Here is a 17,581-nt window from a genome sequence, read left to right on the forward strand (position 1 = left end):
CGTTTCACCTATCCGCTCATACCGCGACAATAAAACACATTTGAATACGTTCCGTCGGAAACGACGAAAATATAATTCGACCTCGTCGTTGCAGTACCGGCGATTTTCGCTTCGCCGTTCAAGCCGCTTTCGCGAGCCGCCGGCCGGATCTCGCGTCGCATCCGTTTTCCATCATCCGCTTGCCCGCCCCATACCATGACGAACGCGCTCACCTCGACAACCGCCACGCCCCGCTCCGCACGAACGCTGCCTGCACCGCCGCCGCGCATGCTCGGCGCGCTGCTCGTCGTGGCCGCCTGCGTCGCGCCGGGCCGCGCGCACGCGCGCCCGACTCCGCAGACGAGCGCCGTTTCGTGGCTCGTCGTCGACGCCGATTCCGGCACGACGCTCGGCGAGCACAACGCGAACGCGCGCCGCGAACCGGCCTCGCTCACGAAGCTGATGACCGCCTACCTCGCGTTCGACGCGCTCGAACGCGGGACGCTGCGCTGGGACGAAACCGTCGCGGTTTCCGCCGGCGACATCGCGTCCGTCGGCAGCGACGAAGCGCGCATGTATCTGACGCCCGGCCAGCGCGTTCGCGTGCGCGATCTGGTGCGCGGCCTGATCGTCGCGTCGGCGAACGACGCGGCGCTCGTGCTCGCGAAACGGATCGGCGGCAGCCCCGCCGGCTTCGCGGCGCGGATGAACGACACGGCGCGGCGGCTCGGCATGCGCGATTCACATTTCGTGTCGCCGTCGGGCATCACGACGCCCGATCACTATTCGACCGCGCACGATCTGTCGATTCTCGCGCAGCATCTGAACCGGGATTTTCCGGCGTTCTACGCGTTCTCGTCACAGCGGCGCTTCGCATACGGGACCTTCTCGAAGACGAACAAGAATCGCCTGCTGAGTACCGATCCGACCATCGACGGCATGAAGACGGGCCATACGAACGCGGCCGGCTGGTGCATGGTCGTCACCGCGGAGCGCCGCATCGCCGGCTCGCGTGCGTTGCACCGCGTGATCGCCGTGCTGCTCGGCGAGCCGACGGAAAAGCAGCGGCTCGCCGACGCCGGCAAGCTCCTCGACTGGGGCTTCGCGTCGCTCGGCGGCGGCGAATCGGCGGCGTCGACCGCTACGGCAGCTACTAGTGCTACTACTGCTACGACTGCTACGACCGCTGCGGCAGCTACAACCGCTACAGCCGCGGCGACGGGGGCGCGCCGCTCGAACGCGCGGGCCGGCGAGCACCGCGCGGAAGATCGGGCGCGCATGCTGTGACGTTCGCGTAGCGCGACGCCGCTCTCGCGCGCGCCGCGACGGCAACGGCGACGCGCCCGCGCCCGCGCGACAAGATGCGACGCGCGACGAGACGCGACGCGACGCGCGACGCCCGCGCCGGCATCGATCGCCTATCGAAGCGGTGCGCGTCGCCGTGCAGCGTCATTTCGCCTTCATCCCTCCGCGCGGCATCGCGCCGCGCGTGCCGACGCGCTTCGCCGCGTCCTCTTTCCGCACGCGCTCGCCCGACGGCGGCGAGCGCATCGGTCATCCATCGCGGCTCTCGCTTCACGGCCGCGCCCTCGCGGTCGGGGCATCGCCCCTGTCGCCACCCACCTTCGTCGCCACGACGTCGACTCGACACCCATTCGACCATGCCGAAACCCACCGAATCGCTCCGCCCCCCTCCGCCGACGCCCGGCACGCTCCCCCGCTGGCGCTCGCGCTGCGTCCTCGCGCTCCTCTGCGCCGGCTTCGGCGCGCTCGCGGTGCGCGCGCTGTGGGTTCAGGTCGTGCACAGCGATTTCTACATCAGGCAGGGCGTGAAGCGATACGAGCACACGTTCGCGGCCGCGCCGACGCGCGGGCGCATTCTCGACCGCAACGGCGACGCCCTCGCGATCAACGAGCCCGTCGCCGACGTGTGGATCGCGCCCGACGCGCTGCGCCGCGCGACGCATCCGCAAATGCGCGCGCTCGCGTCGCTGCTCGGCCTGCCGGACGACGCGCTCGCCGCCAAGGCGCTCAGCGCGCGGCAGTTCCTGTATCTGAAGCGCTGGATCGCGCCGGAGCTGGCCGCGCGCGTCGAGCGGCTCGACGTGCCCGGCGTGCACGTCGCCCGCGCGACGCGGCGCTATTACCCGGGCGGCGGCGACGTCGCGCAGCTCGTCGGCTTCGTCGGCGCGAACGGTCACGGGCTCGAAGGCGTCGAGCTCGCCGCCGACGCCGCGCTCGCCGGCGTCGGCGCGAAGCGGGACTACATCGTCGACCGCCTGGGCCGCCCGGTGGACGTCGGCGACGTCGAATCGGCGGGCACGCCCGGCGCGGACGTGAGGCTGTCCGTCGATCGGCGCGTCCAGCATCTCGCCACGCTCGCCGTCGAGCGGACCATCGAGCGCACCGGCGCGGCGGCCGGCTGCGCGATCGTCGTCGATGCGAAGACGGGCGGCGTCCTCGCGCTCGTGAACGCCCCCACGTTCGATCCGAACGAGCCGCACGCGGCCGGCGACGGCGACGGCCGCTTCCGCGACCGCGCGCTGACCGACGTCTTCGAGCCGGCGTCGACGCTCAAGCCCGTCACGGTCGCGCTCGCGTTGAGCGAAGGCGTCGTCACGCCCGACACGCGCTTCGACACGTCGCCCGGCGTGCTGGAGATCGACGGCGCGACGATTCACGACACCGGCGACTTCGGCGAGCTGAGCGTCACGCAGATCATCGCGAAATCGAGCAATATCGGCATGGCGAAGATCGCCGAGCGGCTGCGCGCGCAGGACATGTGGCAGACGTTCGCGCGTGCCGGCATCGGCGCTCGGCCGCTCGCGGGCCTGCCGGCGGTCGCGCGCGGCACGCTGCGGCCGGCCCGCCATTGGAGGCCGATCGAGCGCCTGACGATGTCGTACGGCTACGGGCTGTCGATGTCGCTCGCGCAGCTCGCGGACGTCTACACGGCCTTCGCCGGCGACGGCGAGCGCATTGCGCTGTCGCTCACGCGCGCGAGCGCGCAGGCCGAGCGCGTGCGCGTCGTGCCGCCCGCGGTTGCGCGGCAGATTCGCGCGATGCTGGAAACGGACGGCGAGCAAGGCACGGCGCGCGTCGCCCGGCTGCCCGACTACCGGATCGGCGCGAAGACGGGCACCGCGCGCAAGCTGCACGCCGGGCGCTATGCGCGCGGCAAGTACCGGGCGCTCTTCGTCGGCATGGCGCCGATGAGCGATCCCCGGCTGATCGTCGCGGTGATGATCGACGAGCCGTCGCGCGGCTCGTATTACGGCGGCCCGGCGGCCGGCCCCGCGTGGGCGCAGATCATGGAGAACGCGCTGCATCTGCTCGGCGTGCCGCCCGATCGGACAGCGCCGCGGCATGCATGACGCGCGATTCGATCGTCGCGCCGATAGCCGCCGTGCAACGGCCGAGCCGCAGCCGTCGTTTGCGCCCTCGATCCTTGTCGGACGTCGACATGTCGGAACGCTTGTGCCGGCTCGTTCGCCGCACGCCGCGCGCTTTCGGTCAATCTCCGAACGGCGGCGCGCGCGCCGAGCCGTGCGGAACGCCGTGTGCCGCCGACATTCGATGCGACTCCGCGCGTCGTGAAGCGCGTGGCGCTCGCAGCGCAAGGCGACGGATTCCACGCGCGCCGCGGCATCGACATGGTCGGCCCGGCGCGCGCCGCGTTCACGGGCGGGAGATCGATTCGCCCCGCCGCACGACGATCGAAATCCCCGTATCCGCGTACCCCATGAACGAATGGGACTCGGCGCGCATGTTGCGCTGCATGTCGTCGAAGCTGCCGGCGTTCTTGCCCGTTCCCGGGTCCATGTAGCTGCCGTCGGCGCGATGCGCGACCCAGTGCAGCCCGACCGGCACCTTCGCGAACGACACGGCGAGCGCCTTCAGCTCGGCCTCGCCTTCGCGCAGCTCGGCCGCGTGCGGCCTGACGACGGTGCCCGGCGCGAGCGACGACTTGACGTCCGAATACAGCCAGTTCAACACCTTCGAGAAGATGCCGGGATGCTCGTGAATGTCCATCTCGAGCCCCAGCAGCTGCCCCGCGAACACCAGATGCTGCGGCATCGAATATCCGGCGTCATGGATGCGGTCCGCATGACGCCGGTGCGTCGTCATCCCGCTCGTGATCATGAAAAGATCCTGCTCGCATGCGTTGCTCAGCTCGAGCGTGCCGTCGCCGAGCTCGCTCAGCGAGCCCTTATAAGCCGGCATCTTCTCGACGCCGAGCTCCTTCGCGATGCATAGAAGGCTCGCGGCGCCGCACGAGTTCGGGAAAATCTGCTTGCGCGACGCGTGCGCCGGAACGGTCGTGCCGGCGAGCCGGTCGGCGGCTTGCGCGCCGGCCGCAGTCGGCACATGAGCGGATATCGGGAGATTGCGGATCATGCGGTTGTCGATCGAATGGCGCGGCCGGCCGGCTGGCGTTCGTCGTCACGACGCGGCCGGGCGCCGTATGCGCGAACGCGGGATGCGGCGCGTGCGGCGCAGCCGCCGGCGACGTCGGGTTCATGGCGCGGCCGGCGCGTGCGGCGGCCGCGGCGTACGCGTTCGTGTCGTCGGGGCATCGTGCCCGTCGGCGAACGCGCGGTTCGATGTTACGAAAATCGGAGCGCGCGTGTTTTGAAAACGCGCCGCGCTTGTCGAATTCGCCGCGATGCGCGGCGCGGCGTGCGCGCGGTGTCGCGACGTGGCGTGCCATCGCGGCTATCGCTGCCATCTCCGTCATCGCCGCCACTGCCGCCGACGCGACCGACTCTGCTGACGCGGTCGGCTCGGTTGACGCTGACGTTGACGTCGATGTTGACGTTGACGCTCTGACGCTGACGTTGATGGCAACGCGAACGCGAACGCAGACGCCCCCACAACGGCGTCGACCTCACCCGCGCCAACGCCCCCGGCACAGCGCGCGTCAGCGCACGCTCGACCCCCGGTCCGCCGCATGGCGCAGGCACGCGCGCGGCTCTCGGCGCAGCCGCGCGTGCATGCGCGCGAGTGCCCGTCCGGCGCGGCTGCGCACCCGCCGCCCGCGCCCGTACATCTGCCTCGGCCCCACGTATGCGGTGTCCCTCGGCGCCGCGCCGCCGCCGTCGAGCGGCGCGCCCACTTCAATAAACGTCTCGCGCATAACGCTTGTCCTTCGCGAGCCGCGCGACGTAGTCCGCCGCCTGCTCGTCGGTCATCCCCCCATGCCGCGCGACGATCGCCTTCAGCGCCGCGTCGACGTCCTTCGCCATGCGCGACGCGTCGCCGCACACGTAGAAATGCGCGCCCTCCTCGAGCCACGCCCACAGCGCCGCGCCCTGCTCGATCATCCGGTCCTGCACGTAGATCTTCTCCTTCTGATCGCGCGAGAACGCGAGATCGAGCCGCGTCAGCAAACCGTCCGTGCGCATCCGGGCGAGCTCGTCGCGATAGTAGAAATCGGTGTCCGCGTGCTGTTCGCCGAAGAAGAGCCAGTTGCGCCCGTTCGCGCCGCGCGCGCGCCGCTCGTGCAGGAAGCCGCGAAACGGCGCAATGCCCGTGCCCGGCCCGACCATCACGATCGGCGTGTCGCCGCTCGCCGGCGGCCGGAAATGCGCGGACTTCTGCACGAACACCGGCACGCCCGCGTCGGCCGCGCGATCCGCGAGGAACGTCGACGCGACGCCCTTGCGCTGCCGCCGCCCGTTGCTGTAGCGCACGGCCGACACGGTCAGATGGATCTCGCCGCGATGCGCGTTCGGGCTCGACGCGATCGAATACAGCCGCGGCTGCAGGCGCTTGAGCATCCCGACGAGCTCGGCGGCCGACAGCTCGAGCGGAAACTCGTGCAGCACGTCGGCGATCTGCTGCCCCCACAGCCAGTTTTTCAGATCCGCCTTGCGATCGTCGCCGAGCAGGCGCGCGAGCGCGTCTCCCGAGCGGCTGCGCGACGCGACGAGCGCGAGCGCGTCGGGATGCGGCCGCGTGATGTCGAGATGCCTCGCGAGCGCATCGGCGAGCCGCAGCTCGCCCACGCCCGCGAGCGTCACCGGCGCGTCCGCCTTCAGGCGCGTCAACGTCAGCAGCTCGTCGACGAGCGCCGGGCAGTTCGTCGGCCACACGCCGAGCGCGTCGCCCGTTTCGTATTCGATCGCCGCGCCGTCCGTCGACAGCGACACGTAGCGCGTATCCTTCGCCGCGCCCGGCTCGTTGAGCCGCAGGTTCGCGACGAGCCGCGACGCGGCCGGGCGCGTCTTCGTCGGGATCGCGCCCGACGGGATCATCCCGTCCGCCGGCACCGCGTGCAGCGCCGCGTCCTCTTCCTTGATCCGCGCGATCGCGCGTTCGAGCCACGCGTCGGCGGCCGGCTGGAATTCGGCGTCGCAATCGACGCGCTCGACGACGCGCGTCGCGCCGAGCGCCGCGAGCCTCGCGTCGAGCCGGCGGCCGTGGCCGCAGAACTGGTCGTAGTTGCGGTCGCCGAACGCGAGCACCGCGTAGCGCAGCCCGTCCACGCGCGGCGCGTGCGCTGCGTTCAGCGCCGCCCAGAATTCCTGGCCGTTGTCCGGCGCGTCGCCGTCGCCGAACGTGCTCGTCATCAGCAGCGCGTACTGCGCCTTCGCGAGCGACGCGGCCGGATAATCGGCCATGCACGCGACGCGGATCTCGAAGCCCGAATCCATCAGCTGCGTCGCGTAGCGCTCGGTCAGCGATTCGACGTTGCCCGTCTGCGACGCCCACAGCAGCACGACCTTCGGCCGCGCGCGCACGATCCGCACGCCGCTCGGCGCGGGCGACGCGTCGGCCGCCGGCAGCGGCGGCGGCGACGTCGCGCCCGCCCGCGCCTCGAGCAGCGCCGGCGCCCCGCCCGGCGCGCGGCTGAACAGCCCGGCGAGCAGCCCGTCGACCCAGAGCCGCGTGTCGGCGCCAAGCGGCGCGTTCGCGGGCAGCACCGGCACGCCGCCCGCCCGTCTGCCCTCGACGCAGCGCAGCCCGCTGACGAAGCCCGCGACGTAGACGCGCTCCGCGCCCGTGAGCTGCGGCGCGCTCGCCGTGACCGGGACGCCGAGCAGCGCGGCGAAGGTGTCGATATCGGACATGTTCAGTTCCTCGGGGGCGGCGTCGGCGGCGCACGCGGCTTCGCACGCGCCGAACGCGCGCGGCGCGCCGCCTGCGTGCGCCTCATACGATTCACGCACTTCATGCGCGTCTGCGCGCGGCGCGCGCGCGTCGCCGCCCGCCGCGGCGTCCGTTTCGCCGGACACGTCGGCGCGCGCAAGCGCGACCGCGCAGAATTTGAGTTCGGGTTGCAGCGACACCGGATCGACCGCGTCGTTCGTGAGCGCGTTCACGCACAGGTCGTCGCCGTACACGTCGTTCCAGTGCATCGGCGCGAAGCACGCGCCCGGCTGCACGCGGTCGGTGACGACAGCGGGCAACACCGCGCGGCCGCGCGCCGAACGGATCTCGACCGCGTCCTTCGCGGCGATCGACAGCGCGGCCGCGTCGTGCGGATGGATCTCGACGAATGGGCGCGGATTCAGCTTGTTCAGCATCGCAACCTTGCCCGTCTTCGTCATCGTGTGCCACTGATGCTGCAAGCGGCCCGTGTTCAGCACGATCGGGAATTCGCGCGTCGGCGTCTCGGCCGGCGCGACGTGCGGCCGCGCGAAGAAGCGCGCCTTGCCGGACGGCGTCGGGAACGCGATCGGCGGCGCGCCGCCGTCGGGCAGCGTCCGAAGCGGCTCGCTCGCGCCGTCGTTCAGGTAGCGGATCGGATGGCGGTCGCGCCCGTCGTCCGGCGGACACGGCCATTGCAGCGGCGTGTCGCGCAGCGCCGCGTGGCTCGCGCCGCGCAGGTCGTAGCCGGTGCGCGGATTCGCGAAGCGCCGGATCTCGTCGAATACTTCGGCGGCCGAACCGTAGTCGAACGCGTCGCCGTAGCCCATCTCACGCGCGACCGCCGCGACGATCCTCCAGTCCGGCCATGCGTCGCCGGGCGGCTCGACCGCCTGCCGCATCAGCGTGAGGTTGCGCTCCGAGTTGATCATCACGCCTTCGGCCTCCGCCCACAACGCGCCCGGCAGCAGGATGTCCGCGTAGCGGTTCGTCTCGGTGTCGAGGAACGCATCCTGCACGATCACGACGTCGGCCGCCCGCAGCCCGGCGATCACGTTCTTGCGGTTCGCGACCGTCGCGGCCGGGTTCGTGCAGATGATCCAGCACGCCTTCACGTCGCCCGCGGCCATTTTCGCGAACAGGTCGACGGTGCCGCCGCCCGCGTCCTTGCGGATCGTGCCCGCAGGCAGGCGCCAAACGTCCTCGACGAAGCGGCGGTCGTCGTCGTCGAGCGCGGTGCGCTGGCCCGGCAGCCCCGGTCCCATGTAGCCCATCTCGCGGCCGCCCATCGCGTTCGGCTGCCCGGTCAGCGAGAACGGCCCGCTGCCCGGCCGGCAAATCCTGCCCGTCGCGAGATGCAGGTTGCAGATCGCGTTCGTGTTCCAGGTGCCGTGCGTGCTCTGGTTGAGCCCCATCGTCCAGCAGCTCGTCCATTCGCGCGCGTCGCCGATCCATTGCGCGGCGAGCCGGATGTCCGCTTCGGCGAGGCCGGTGATTTCGGCGACCTTCTCGGGCGCGTAATCGCCGAGGAAATCCGGCATCGCGTCCCAGCCCTCGGTGTGCGCGGCGATGAACTCCGCGTCGGTCCTGCCGTTCGCGTGCAGCAGATGCAGCAGCCCGTTCAGCAGCGCGAGATCGGTGCCGGGCCGGATCTTCAGGAACAGGTCCGCCTTGTCCGCGGTCGCGGTGCGGCGCGGATCGACGACGACGAGCTTCGCGCCCGCCTTCACGCGGTCCATCATCCGCAGGAACAGGATCGGATGGCAGTCGGCCATGTTCGAGCCGATCACGAAGAACAGGTCCGCGCGGTCGAAATCCTGATACGAGCCGGGCGGGCCGTCCGCGCCGAGCGACAGCTTGTAGCCGCTACCCGCGCTCGCCATGCAAAGGCGCGAATTCGATTCGATGTGCGGCGTGCGCACGTAGCCCTTCGCGAGCTTGTTCACGAGATACTGCGCTTCGAGCGACATCTGGCCCGACACGTAGAACGCGAGCGCGTCGGGGCCGTGCGCGTCGAGCACGGCGCGCAGCCGGCGCGCGGTCTCGGCGATCGCGTCGGCGATCGGCACGGGCGCGGGATCGCGCTCGCGCGCGTCGCGCACGAACGCGCGCTCGAGCCGGCCCGCGTTGCGCAGCGCGACATGCGCGGACGAGCCCTTCGTGCACAGACGCCCGAAGTTGGTCGGATGCTCGGTGTCGCCGGACACCTTGACGACCTCGCCGCCCTCGACGTGCAGCACCATGCCGCAGCCGACGCCACAGTACGGGCACACGGTCTTCACGCTCGCGCTCGCCACGTTCGCTCGCCTCGCCGTTCGCTATCGGTCGGCGCGGCGCGTCAGGCCGCGACCCACACGTAGCCGTCCTCGATGCGCGACGCATACGCGCTCACCGATTGGTCCGGCGCCTCGACGCACTCGCCCGTGCGCAGGTCGAAGTGATGCTTGTAGAGCGGCGACGCGACGACGATCCGTTCGCCGAGGCTGCCAATCAGCCCGCGCGACAGCACGGCGGCATGCGAATGCGGATCGACGTTGCCGATCGCGAACGCGCGGCCGTGGCCGCCGCCGTCGTCGACGTGGAACACGGCGACCTGCTCGCCGTTCACGAGCGCGCAGACGCCCGTGTTCGGCAGGATGTCGTCGAGCGCGCAGACGGGCGTCCACGCGCAAGCGTCTCGATGGCGGGTCATGGCGATCTCCTTTCAGTGGCTGACGATGACGGAACGTTCAAGCGGTTTCGGCTTCGGTTTGCGCTTGCGCCTCGGGCGCGCGGCGCGCGTCGGCTGAAGCGGCCGGGCTGACCGAAGCGGCCGGGCCGGCAGCGCCGAGCGCCTCGCGCTCGTCCGGCGTCGCCGGGCGAATCTGGCCGCGCGCCTCGACGAACGCGATCGTCGAATCGGGCGCGTCGCTGTTGACGAAGTGACGAAAGCGCCGGCGCGTGGCCGGATCGGCGACGGCCTTCTTCCATTCGCATTCGTACGTATCGACGATATGCTGCATCTGCGCCTCGAGCTCCGCCGCGAGCCCGAGCTTGTCGTGGACGACGACGTCGATCAGGTAGTCGAGCCCGCCTTCGAGGTTGTCGCGCCACACGCTCGTGCGCTGCAGCCGGTCGGCGGTGCGGATGTAGAACATCAGGAAGCGGTCGACGTAGCGCACGAGCTGCTCGCGGTCGAGATCGGCCGCGAGCAGCTCCGCGTGGCGCGGCTTCATCCCGCCGTTGCCGCACACGTACAGGTTCCAGCCCTTCTCGGTCGCGATCACGCCGATGTCCTTGCCCTGCGCCTCCGCGCATTCGCGCGTGCAGCCGGACACGCCGAACTTCAGCTTGTGCGGCGCGCGCAGGCCCTTGTAGCGGTTTTCCAGATCGATCGCGAGGCCGACCGAATCGCCGACGCCGTAGCGGCACCACGTCGAGCCGACGCACGATTTCACGGTGCGCACCGACTTGCCGTACGCGTGGCCCGATTCGAAGCCGGCCGCGATCAGCTCCTCCCAGATGAGCGGCAACTGCTCGACGCGCGCGCCGAACAGGTCGACGCGCTGGCCGCCCGTGATCTTCGTGTAGAGGCCGTACTTGCGCGCGACCTGGCCGACCGCGATCAGCCCTTCCGGCGTGACCTCGCCGCCCGGCATCCGCGGCACGACCGAATACGTGCCGTCGCGCTGGATGTTCGCGAGATAGTAGTCGTTCGTATCCTGCAGCCCCGCATGCTCCTTCTTGAGCACGAATTCGTTCCAGCACGACGCGAGGATGCCGGCGACGGCCGGCTTGCAGACGTCGCAGCCGAGGCCGCGGCCGTGCTTCTCCAAGAGCGCGCCGAACGTCTTGATCCGCTCGACGCGCACGAGGTGATAGAGCTCCTGCCGCGAATGCGGGAAGTGCTCGCACAGGTGGTTGTTCACGTCGAGGCCCTGCTTCTTCATCTCGGCCTTCATCACCTGCGTGACGAGCGGCACGCAGCCGCCGCACGACGTGCCCGCGCCCGTGCAGCTCTTCAGCGCGCCGATGCTCGTCGCTCCCTGCGCGAGCGCCTCGCAGAGCTGCGCCTTCGTCACGTTGTTGCACGAGCAGATCTGCGCGGCGTCGGGCAGCGCGTCGACGCCGAGCGCCGGCTTCGCCGCGCCGTCCGACGACGGCAGGATCAGGAATTCGGGCGAATCGGACAGCTCGATCCGGTTCAGCATCATCTGCAGCAGCGTGCCGTACTCGGCCGCGTCGCCCACCATCACCGCGCCGAGCAGTTCCTTCCCGCATTCGGACACGACGAGCTTCTTGTAGATCGCCTTGCGTTCGTCGGCGAACTGGTACGTGCGGCTGCCGGGCGTCTTGCCGTGCGCGTCGCCGATGCTCGCGACATCGACGCCCATCAGCTTGAGCTTCGTGCTCAGGTCCGCGCCGGTGAACGCGCCGTCGCCGCCCGCGAGCTGCCGCGCGACGACGCGCGCCATGTCGTAGCCGGGCGCGACGAGGCCGAAGGTCTGGCCGTTCCACGCCGCGCATTCGCCGATCGCGTAGATATCCTGATCGCTCGTGCGGCAGCCGCTGTCGATCGCGACGCCGCCGCGCGGGCCGATCTCGAGCCCGCACGCGCGCGCGATCTCGTCGCGCGGCCGGATGCCCGCGGAGAACACGATCATGTCGGCATCGAGATGCGTGCCGTCGGCGAATTCCATCCGGTGCGCGCCCGCCTCGCCGTCGACGATCGCAAGCGTGTTCTTGCCCGTGTGCACCTGCACGCCGAGCGCCTCGATCCTGCCGCGCAGCATCCGGCCGCCGCCTTCGTCCACTTGCACCGCCATCAGGCGCGGCGCGAATTCGACGACGTGCGTCGCGAGCCCCATGTCGCGCAGCGCCTTCGCGCATTCGAGGCCGAGCAGCCCGCCGCCGACGACGACGCCCGACTTCGCGCGCGCGCCGCACGCCTGCATCGCCTCGAGATCCTCGATCGTTCGGTAGACGAAGCAATCGGCGCGCTCGCGACCCGGCACGGGCGGCACGAACGGCGTCGAGCCCGTCGCGAGCACGAGCTTGTCGTACGCGAGCGTCTCGCCCGTCGACAGCGCGACCGTGCGCGCGCGGCGGTCGATCGCGACCGCCTTCGTGTTCAGCAGCACGCGAAAGTTCGGATGACGCTTGAAGAAGCCCGGCTCGACGAGCGACAGGTCGTCGGCCGACTTGCCGGCGAAGAATTCGGACAGGTGAACGCGGTCGTACGCGGGGCGCGGCTCTTCGCAGATCACCGCGACCTGCGGCGCGCAGCACGCATCCCGCGCGCCGGCCGCGATGCATTCGAGCAGCTTGTGGCCGACCATCCCGTGACCGATGACGACGATTTTCATGGTGGATGCCCTCTGTTTCCCTGTTAATGCGTGAAGCCGTTCGCGGCAAGCGCGCGCTCGCGCAGCGCCGCCTCGCGAGCCTTGTGCTCGGCGCTGAACCGTACCGCGAGCGCGCAAAACGCGGAAACGGTGACGAATAGGCCTAGCAGCGTGAGCGTTTGTTGGATATCGCCAACGCCTTTCATCAGGAATCCTGCCGCGACCGCGCCGACGTTGCCGCCCGCGCCGACGATCCCCGCGACGCCGCCGAGCGCGCGGCGATCGATGAACGGCACGAGCGCGTACGTCGCGCCGCAGGCCATGTGCGTGAAGAGACCGAACGCGACCATCGCGACGACGGCCGCCGCCACGCTGCCCGCATGCGCGAACCACAGCAGCCCGAGCCCCTCGCCGACGATCAGCGTGAACAGCAGCGTCGCGCGCACGTCGAGCCCGCGGCGCGCGGCGACGCGATCCGACAGCCAGCCGCCCGTCGCGCGCGCGAAGAGCGCGAGGAGGCCGAAGATGCCGGCGGCGAGGCCCGCGTCCTTCAGCGACAGCTGGAAGTGATTGACGTAGTAGAGCGCGGCGATGTTGTGCATGAACACTTCGACGCCGAAGCACGCGCCGTAGGTGACGAACAGCATCCACACGCGGTAGTTCGCGCACGCGGCGGCGAAGCTCGCGAAGCCGCCCTTCTTGCCGCTGTCGATCGTCACGCCGCGCGCGCGCAGCGCGGCGAAGTCGCCCTGCGGGCAGTCCTGCGTGAAGCGCCAGTAGACGAACGCCATCGCGAGCATCGCGACGCCCGGCGCCGCGAGCGCCGCGCGCCACGCGGACGCGTCGGGCAGGCCGAGCATCAGCGCGGCGGCCACGAGCAGCGGCATCGCCGCCTGAGCCGCGCCCGCGCCCGCGTTGCCCCAGCCGGCCGCCGTCGCGTTCGCGGTGCCGACGACGTTCGGCGCGAACATCACCGACGTGTGGTATTGCGTGATCACGAAGCTCGCGCCGATCGCGCCGATGCCCAAGCGGCACAGCAGGAACGTCAGGTAATCGTGCGAGAACGCCACCGCGAACACCGGAATCGCGCCGAGCGCGAGCAGGCCCGCATAGACGCGGCGCGGGCCGAAACGGTCGCAGAGCGGGCCGACGACGAGCCGCACCGCGATCGTCGCCGCGACGGCCGCGATGCTGACGTTCGCGACCTGATCGGCGCTCAGTCTGAATTCGCGGGCGATGAGCGGCATCAGCGGCGCGCACGCGAACCATGCGAAGAAACACACGAAGAACGCGATCCACGTCAGATGGAACGCGCGCATCGGCGCGGTGCGCCAGTCGAGCAGGTCGATACGGGTGGCTTTGTCGGACATCTTGTTGTCTCACCAAACGAAAACGGCGTCCTGCGAACCCGGTCTCGAGTGACCGGATGCGTAGGACGCCGTTGCCCAGAAAGCCCGTCGCCGGGCGGATCGATATTCGATGCTGCGAGGCGAATCGTCGTTGAATCGCCCGTCGATCGCTAGGCAAGTGCCGTGCCAGCCGACGCGAAGCGAGACGCGACGCGGGATTGCGCCGAAACGCCCGGGTTTCGCGGCGCGCGCCGACGATGCGCGGTGATGCAGCGAAGCACAGATCTGGTGCGATGCAGCACTGTCGGCGTGCGACATGCCGGTGCGCAGCCGGGTGCGGCGGGCGTCCTCGCGCGTCGATCGCGACGCCGTGCGTCCGGACGCGGCGAGCGATGAGCGATGATCTATGAGCGATGAGCGGCGTGCGGCGCTTTGCGCGGATGCTCGCGTCGCGCGCTGCGTCCCAGCCGGGGCTGGCGTCGGGCGGGCGCGACGCCGCCCCGCCCGACGCCGCCCCGCACGCGACGCGTCGGCGCGAGACGACGCGCGCAAGCGCGCCGTCGCCCCGCTTCGCCAAGCGCGCGCCGCCGACGCTGGCCCGAATATTGCTCACCATGAAGCGTCATCGGCAACGGAGCCGGTGCCGCATCGCGAGACTTCTTTCGGACCGTCCGCCGACGGACGGTCCACTTGGACAACGGTGTCCCACGCATCCGGCCGCTGCGTCGGCGGGGTGCGCAGGACGCCGTTCTTTTTTTGGGCAACGCGCATTCGCCGCGCACGCGCCGCCCGCGCGACATGGGGATACGAAGATGAACACGATGGGCAAGGTCACGCTGCTCGGCGCCGGCCCCGGCGATCTGGATCTGCTGACGCTCAAGGCGGCGAAAGCGCTCGCGGCCGCCGACGTGCTGCTGCTCGACGATCTCGTCAATCCGGACATCGTCGCGCTCGCGCCGCAAGCGCGCGTGATCCGTGTCGGCAAGCGCGGCGGCTGCCGGTCGACGCCGCAGGCGTTCATCGAGCGGCTGATGTGCCGCTACGCGCTGCGCGGCGCGCACGTCGTGCGCGTCAAGGGCGGCGACGTGCTGCTGTTCGGCCGCGCGGGCGAAGAGATCGCCGCGTTGCGCGCGGCGCGCGTGCCGGTCGAGATCGTCAATGGGATCTCGTCGGGCTTCGCGGCCGCCGCGAGCCTCGGCGTGTCGCTCACGCACCGCGATCACTGTCAGGGCGTGACGTTCGTCACCGCGCACCTGCAGGACCACGGCGAGCCCGACTGGGCGAGGCTCGCCGCAGCCGGCACGACGCTCGCGATCTACATGGGGATGAGCCGCATCGAGCGGATCGCCGCGGGGCTGCTGTCGACGCTCGATGCAGCGACGCCCGCCGCCGTCGTCCAGTGGGCGGGCACGCCGGCCGAGCGGCGCTGGGCCGGCACGCTCGGCCGCCTCGCCGCCGGCGCCGCCGAGGCGGGCCTCGGCAGCCCGGCCGTGATCTTCGTCGGCCGCGCGATCGGCGAGGCGCTCGCGACCGGCGGCGCATGCGCGGCGCGCAATGCGCACGCGGGCTCGGACGACGCGCGCGGCACGCACGCCGCCGCGCGCACGCTCGAACGCCCCGAGGTTTCGCACGCGGCCTGAGCCGCGCGCGCCGGCCAGCGGTTGCGCGCCGCCCGCGCGCGTATGGTAAAAACAATCGCATGGGTGGGCGCCGCCGCAGCGCGCCCGCCTCCTCCATCCGATCCATGGAATCGACTGACCATTCCTCCAGGCTGCGCGTGCTGCTCGTCACCGACACCGACAAGCCGCTCGGCGAGCTGCGCGACACGCTCGCGCGCCTCGGCTACGAGATGCTCGACGAGGTCGCGACGCCCGCGCGGCTGCCCGCGGCCGTCGAAGAGCAGCGGCCGGACGTCGTGATCATCGACACCGAATCGCCGTCGCGCGACACGCTCGAGCAGCTCGCGGTGATGAACGCGACCGCGCCGCGCCCCGTGCTGATGTTCAGCCACGACGCCGACCAGCAGTTGATCCGCGCGGCGGTCGGCGCGGGCGTGAGCGCGTATCTGATCGAGGGGCTCTCCGCCGAACGGCTCGCGCCGATCCTCGAAGTCGCGCTCGCGCGCTTCTCGCACGACGAGCAATTGCGCAAGCGGCTCGCCGACGTCGAGAGCGAACTCGCCGACCGCAAGCTGATCGATCGCGCGAAGCGCATGCTGATGGACCGCCGCAAGCTGTCCGAACAGGAGGCCTACGCGACGCTGCGCCGCAGCGCGATGGATCAGGGCGTCCGGATCGTCGAGGCGGCCCGCCGGCTGCTCGCGGCGCACTCGCAATCTTGATCGAAGGTGCACTACGCATGAACACAGCGCGCATGAACCCAGCGACACCCGACGCACCGGAACGCCGCCGCCTGCGCATCGGCTTCGTCGCGCTGAGCGACGCGGCGCCGCTCGTCGTCGCGAAGCGGCTCGAGCTCGGCGAGCGCTACGGCCTCACGCTCGAGCTGTGCCGGCAGCCGTCGTGGGCCAGTATCCGCGACAAGCTGCTGTCGGGCGAGCTCGACGCGGCGCACGCGCTGTACGGGCTCGTCTACGGCGTGCAGCTCGGCATCGGCGGGCCGCGCGCCGACATGGCCGTGCCGATGGTGCTCAACCGCAACGGCCAGGCGATCACGTTCTCGAACCGGCTCGCCGGCGCCTACCGCGCGTCGGGCGACCTGAAGGCCGCGCTCGCGACGCTCGGCCGCCGCCCCGTGTTCGCGCAGACGTTCCCGACGGGCACGCACGCGATGTGGCTGTATCACTGGCTCGCGTCGCGCGGCGTCGATCCGCTGCGCGACATTCGCAGCGTCGTGATTCCGCCGCCGGAGATGGTCGGCGCGCTCGCGGCGGGCGAGCTCGACGGGCTGTGCGTCGGCGAGCCGTGGAACGCGGTCGCCGAGGCGAGCGGCGCGGGCAGGACGGTCGCGGCGACGAGCGAAGTCTGGCTCGATCATCCGGAAAAGGCGCTCGCGTGCCGGCGCGAATTCGTCGCGCTGTATCCGAATGCCGCGCGGCTGCTGGTGCGCACGCTGCTCGACGCGTGCGAGTGGCTCGACGACGCGGACCATCGGCGGCAGGCGGCCGAATGGCTCGCGGAGCCGGACGCGATCGGCGTGCCGGTCGCGCAGATCGCGCCGCGGCTGCTCGGCGATTACGGCGCGGGCCCGTTCGCGCGGCCGCCCGCGCCGATCCGGTTCTACGGGCACGGAACGGTGAACCGGCCCGCGGCGAGCGACGGCGTGTGGTTCCTGTCGCAATACCGGCGCTGGGGCATGCTGCGCTCGGACGTCGACGACGCGGCAATCGCGAGCGGCGTCGCGCAAACGGCGCTCTACGACGAAGCGGTCGCGCTCGCGGGAGCGCGGCGCGTCGGCTGACGGGGGGCTTCGTCGCGCGCGCGGCGGCCGGCTCGCGCGACGTTTGCACGACGCACGCGAGCCGGCCGCCTCGTCGACGACTCGCCCGCGCATCGATGCCGATGCGCGCGGCGAAGAGTCCGCTGCGCCTCGCGGCGGCCCGGCCGATCAATTCGCATCAGCCGCACATCAGTTGCACGATAGCGCCGCCACGCCGGCGATCGTGCCGGCCGGGGCCGCCCGCACGCTGTACGCGGCGAGCAGATGCGGCTTCGTCGCATCCGCGCCTCCGAATTGGCTCATCACCTGGTACGGATTGTCACGACGACAACGACGACGACGATCAAGCGCGCGCATCGCACACGGCGCGGATTGCATCCATGCGCGCCGCGGCTCGCCCGCACGCGAACGGTCCGGCCGCGGCCGAACGAAACGACA

Annotated in this window: 10 protein-coding genes; 5 read left to right on the top strand and 5 right to left on the bottom strand. The window is 71.1% G+C overall.

Annotation, left to right across the window (positions count from 1 at the left end):
- The first annotated feature begins 195 nt into the window (after window positions 1-195).
- Both X946_RS12395 and X946_RS12400 read left to right on the top strand, forming a co-directional pair.
- Entirely contained in the window at window positions 196-1,266 is a 1,071-nt protein-coding gene (locus X946_RS12395; protein ID WP_038747836.1) for a D-alanyl-D-alanine carboxypeptidase family protein, read from the top strand.
- Window positions 1,267-1,640: 374 nt separating this feature from the next.
- Window positions 1,641-3,353 (top strand): peptidoglycan D,D-transpeptidase FtsI family protein, encoded by a 1,713-nt coding sequence (locus tag X946_RS12400; protein ID WP_038747838.1) that lies wholly within the window; start codon window positions 1,641-1,643, stop codon window positions 3,351-3,353.
- 304 nt (window positions 3,354-3,657) lie between these two features.
- On the opposite strand, the gene X946_RS35875 is transcribed toward X946_RS12400, so the two are convergent.
- From X946_RS35875 to X946_RS12430, 5 genes are all read right to left on the bottom strand, one after another.
- The gene (locus tag X946_RS35875; RefSeq protein ID WP_197427728.1) at window positions 3,658-4,377 is read right to left on the bottom strand and encodes a hypothetical protein; all 720 of its coding nucleotides are present in this window, start codon (window positions 4,375-4,377) and stop codon (window positions 3,658-3,660) included.
- A 719-nt stretch (window positions 4,378-5,096) separates the two neighbouring features.
- Window positions 5,097-9,368, bottom strand: coding sequence for a bifunctional nitrate reductase/sulfite reductase flavoprotein subunit alpha (locus X946_RS12415; RefSeq protein WP_038747843.1), 4,272 nt, complete (start codon window positions 9,366-9,368; stop codon window positions 5,097-5,099).
- A gap of 41 nt (window positions 9,369-9,409) precedes the next feature.
- Window positions 9,410-9,763 (bottom strand): nitrite reductase small subunit NirD, encoded by a 354-nt coding sequence (nirD, locus tag X946_RS12420; protein WP_038747845.1) that lies wholly within the window; start codon window positions 9,761-9,763, stop codon window positions 9,410-9,412.
- 37 nt (window positions 9,764-9,800) lie between these two features.
- Window positions 9,801-12,416 carry a nitrite reductase large subunit NirB gene (gene nirB / locus X946_RS12425; protein ID WP_038747848.1) on the bottom strand — a complete coding sequence of 872 codons (2,616 nt, stop codon included), beginning with the start codon at window positions 12,414-12,416 and terminating at the stop codon, window positions 9,801-9,803.
- Between the two features lie 23 nt (window positions 12,417-12,439).
- Entirely contained in the window at window positions 12,440-13,765 is a 1,326-nt protein-coding gene (locus X946_RS12430) for an MFS transporter (protein WP_038747850.1), read from the bottom strand.
- Between the two features lie 791 nt (window positions 13,766-14,556).
- On the opposite strand from X946_RS12430, the gene cobA reads away from it, so the two are divergent.
- The 3 genes from cobA (at window position 14,557) to X946_RS12445 (ending at window position 17,164) form a co-directional block, all read left to right on the top strand.
- Complete coding sequence (cobA, locus tag X946_RS12435) at window positions 14,557-15,384, top strand: uroporphyrinogen-III C-methyltransferase (RefSeq protein WP_038747853.1); 828 nt, start codon at window positions 14,557-14,559, stop codon at window positions 15,382-15,384.
- 104 nt (window positions 15,385-15,488) lie between these two features.
- On the top strand, window positions 15,489-16,085 hold the full coding sequence (locus X946_RS12440; protein ID WP_038747855.1) for an ANTAR domain-containing response regulator: 597 nt from the start codon (window positions 15,489-15,491) through the stop codon (window positions 16,083-16,085).
- Between the two features lie 17 nt (window positions 16,086-16,102).
- On the top strand, window positions 16,103-17,164 hold the full coding sequence (locus X946_RS12445; protein WP_038747858.1) for a CmpA/NrtA family ABC transporter substrate-binding protein: 1,062 nt from the start codon (window positions 16,103-16,105) through the stop codon (window positions 17,162-17,164).
- The last annotated feature ends 417 nt before the right edge of the window (window positions 17,165-17,581 follow it).

It is taken from the genome of Burkholderia sp. ABCPW 111, from assembly GCF_000773065.1.
Classification (GTDB): Bacteria; Pseudomonadota; Gammaproteobacteria; order Burkholderiales; family Burkholderiaceae; genus Burkholderia; species Burkholderia savannae.

Excerpts from the sequence above, each read along its gene's own strand:
- X946_RS12445 (WP_038747858.1), top strand. The coding sequence starts at position 16,103 with ATGAACACAGCGCGCATGAACCCAGCGACACCCGACGCACCGGAACGC.
- X946_RS35875 (WP_197427728.1), bottom strand. The coding sequence starts at position 4,377 with ATGATCCGCAATCTCCCGATATCCGCTCATGTGCCGACTGCGGCCGGC.
- nirB (WP_038747848.1), bottom strand. The coding sequence starts at position 12,416 with ATGAAAATCGTCGTCATCGGTCACGGGATGGTCGGCCACAAGCTGCTC.
- cobA (WP_038747853.1), top strand. The coding sequence starts at position 14,557 with ATGAACACGATGGGCAAGGTCACGCTGCTCGGCGCCGGCCCCGGCGAT.
- nirD (WP_038747845.1), bottom strand. The coding sequence starts at position 9,763 with ATGACCCGCCATCGAGACGCTTGCGCGTGGACGCCCGTCTGCGCGCTC.
- X946_RS12395 (WP_038747836.1), top strand. The coding sequence starts at position 196 with ATGACGAACGCGCTCACCTCGACAACCGCCACGCCCCGCTCCGCACGA.
- X946_RS12440 (WP_038747855.1), top strand. The coding sequence starts at position 15,489 with ATGGAATCGACTGACCATTCCTCCAGGCTGCGCGTGCTGCTCGTCACC.
- X946_RS12430 (WP_038747850.1), bottom strand. The coding sequence starts at position 13,765 with ATGTCCGACAAAGCCACCCGTATCGACCTGCTCGACTGGCGCACCGCG.
- X946_RS12400 (WP_038747838.1), top strand. The coding sequence starts at position 1,641 with ATGCCGAAACCCACCGAATCGCTCCGCCCCCCTCCGCCGACGCCCGGC.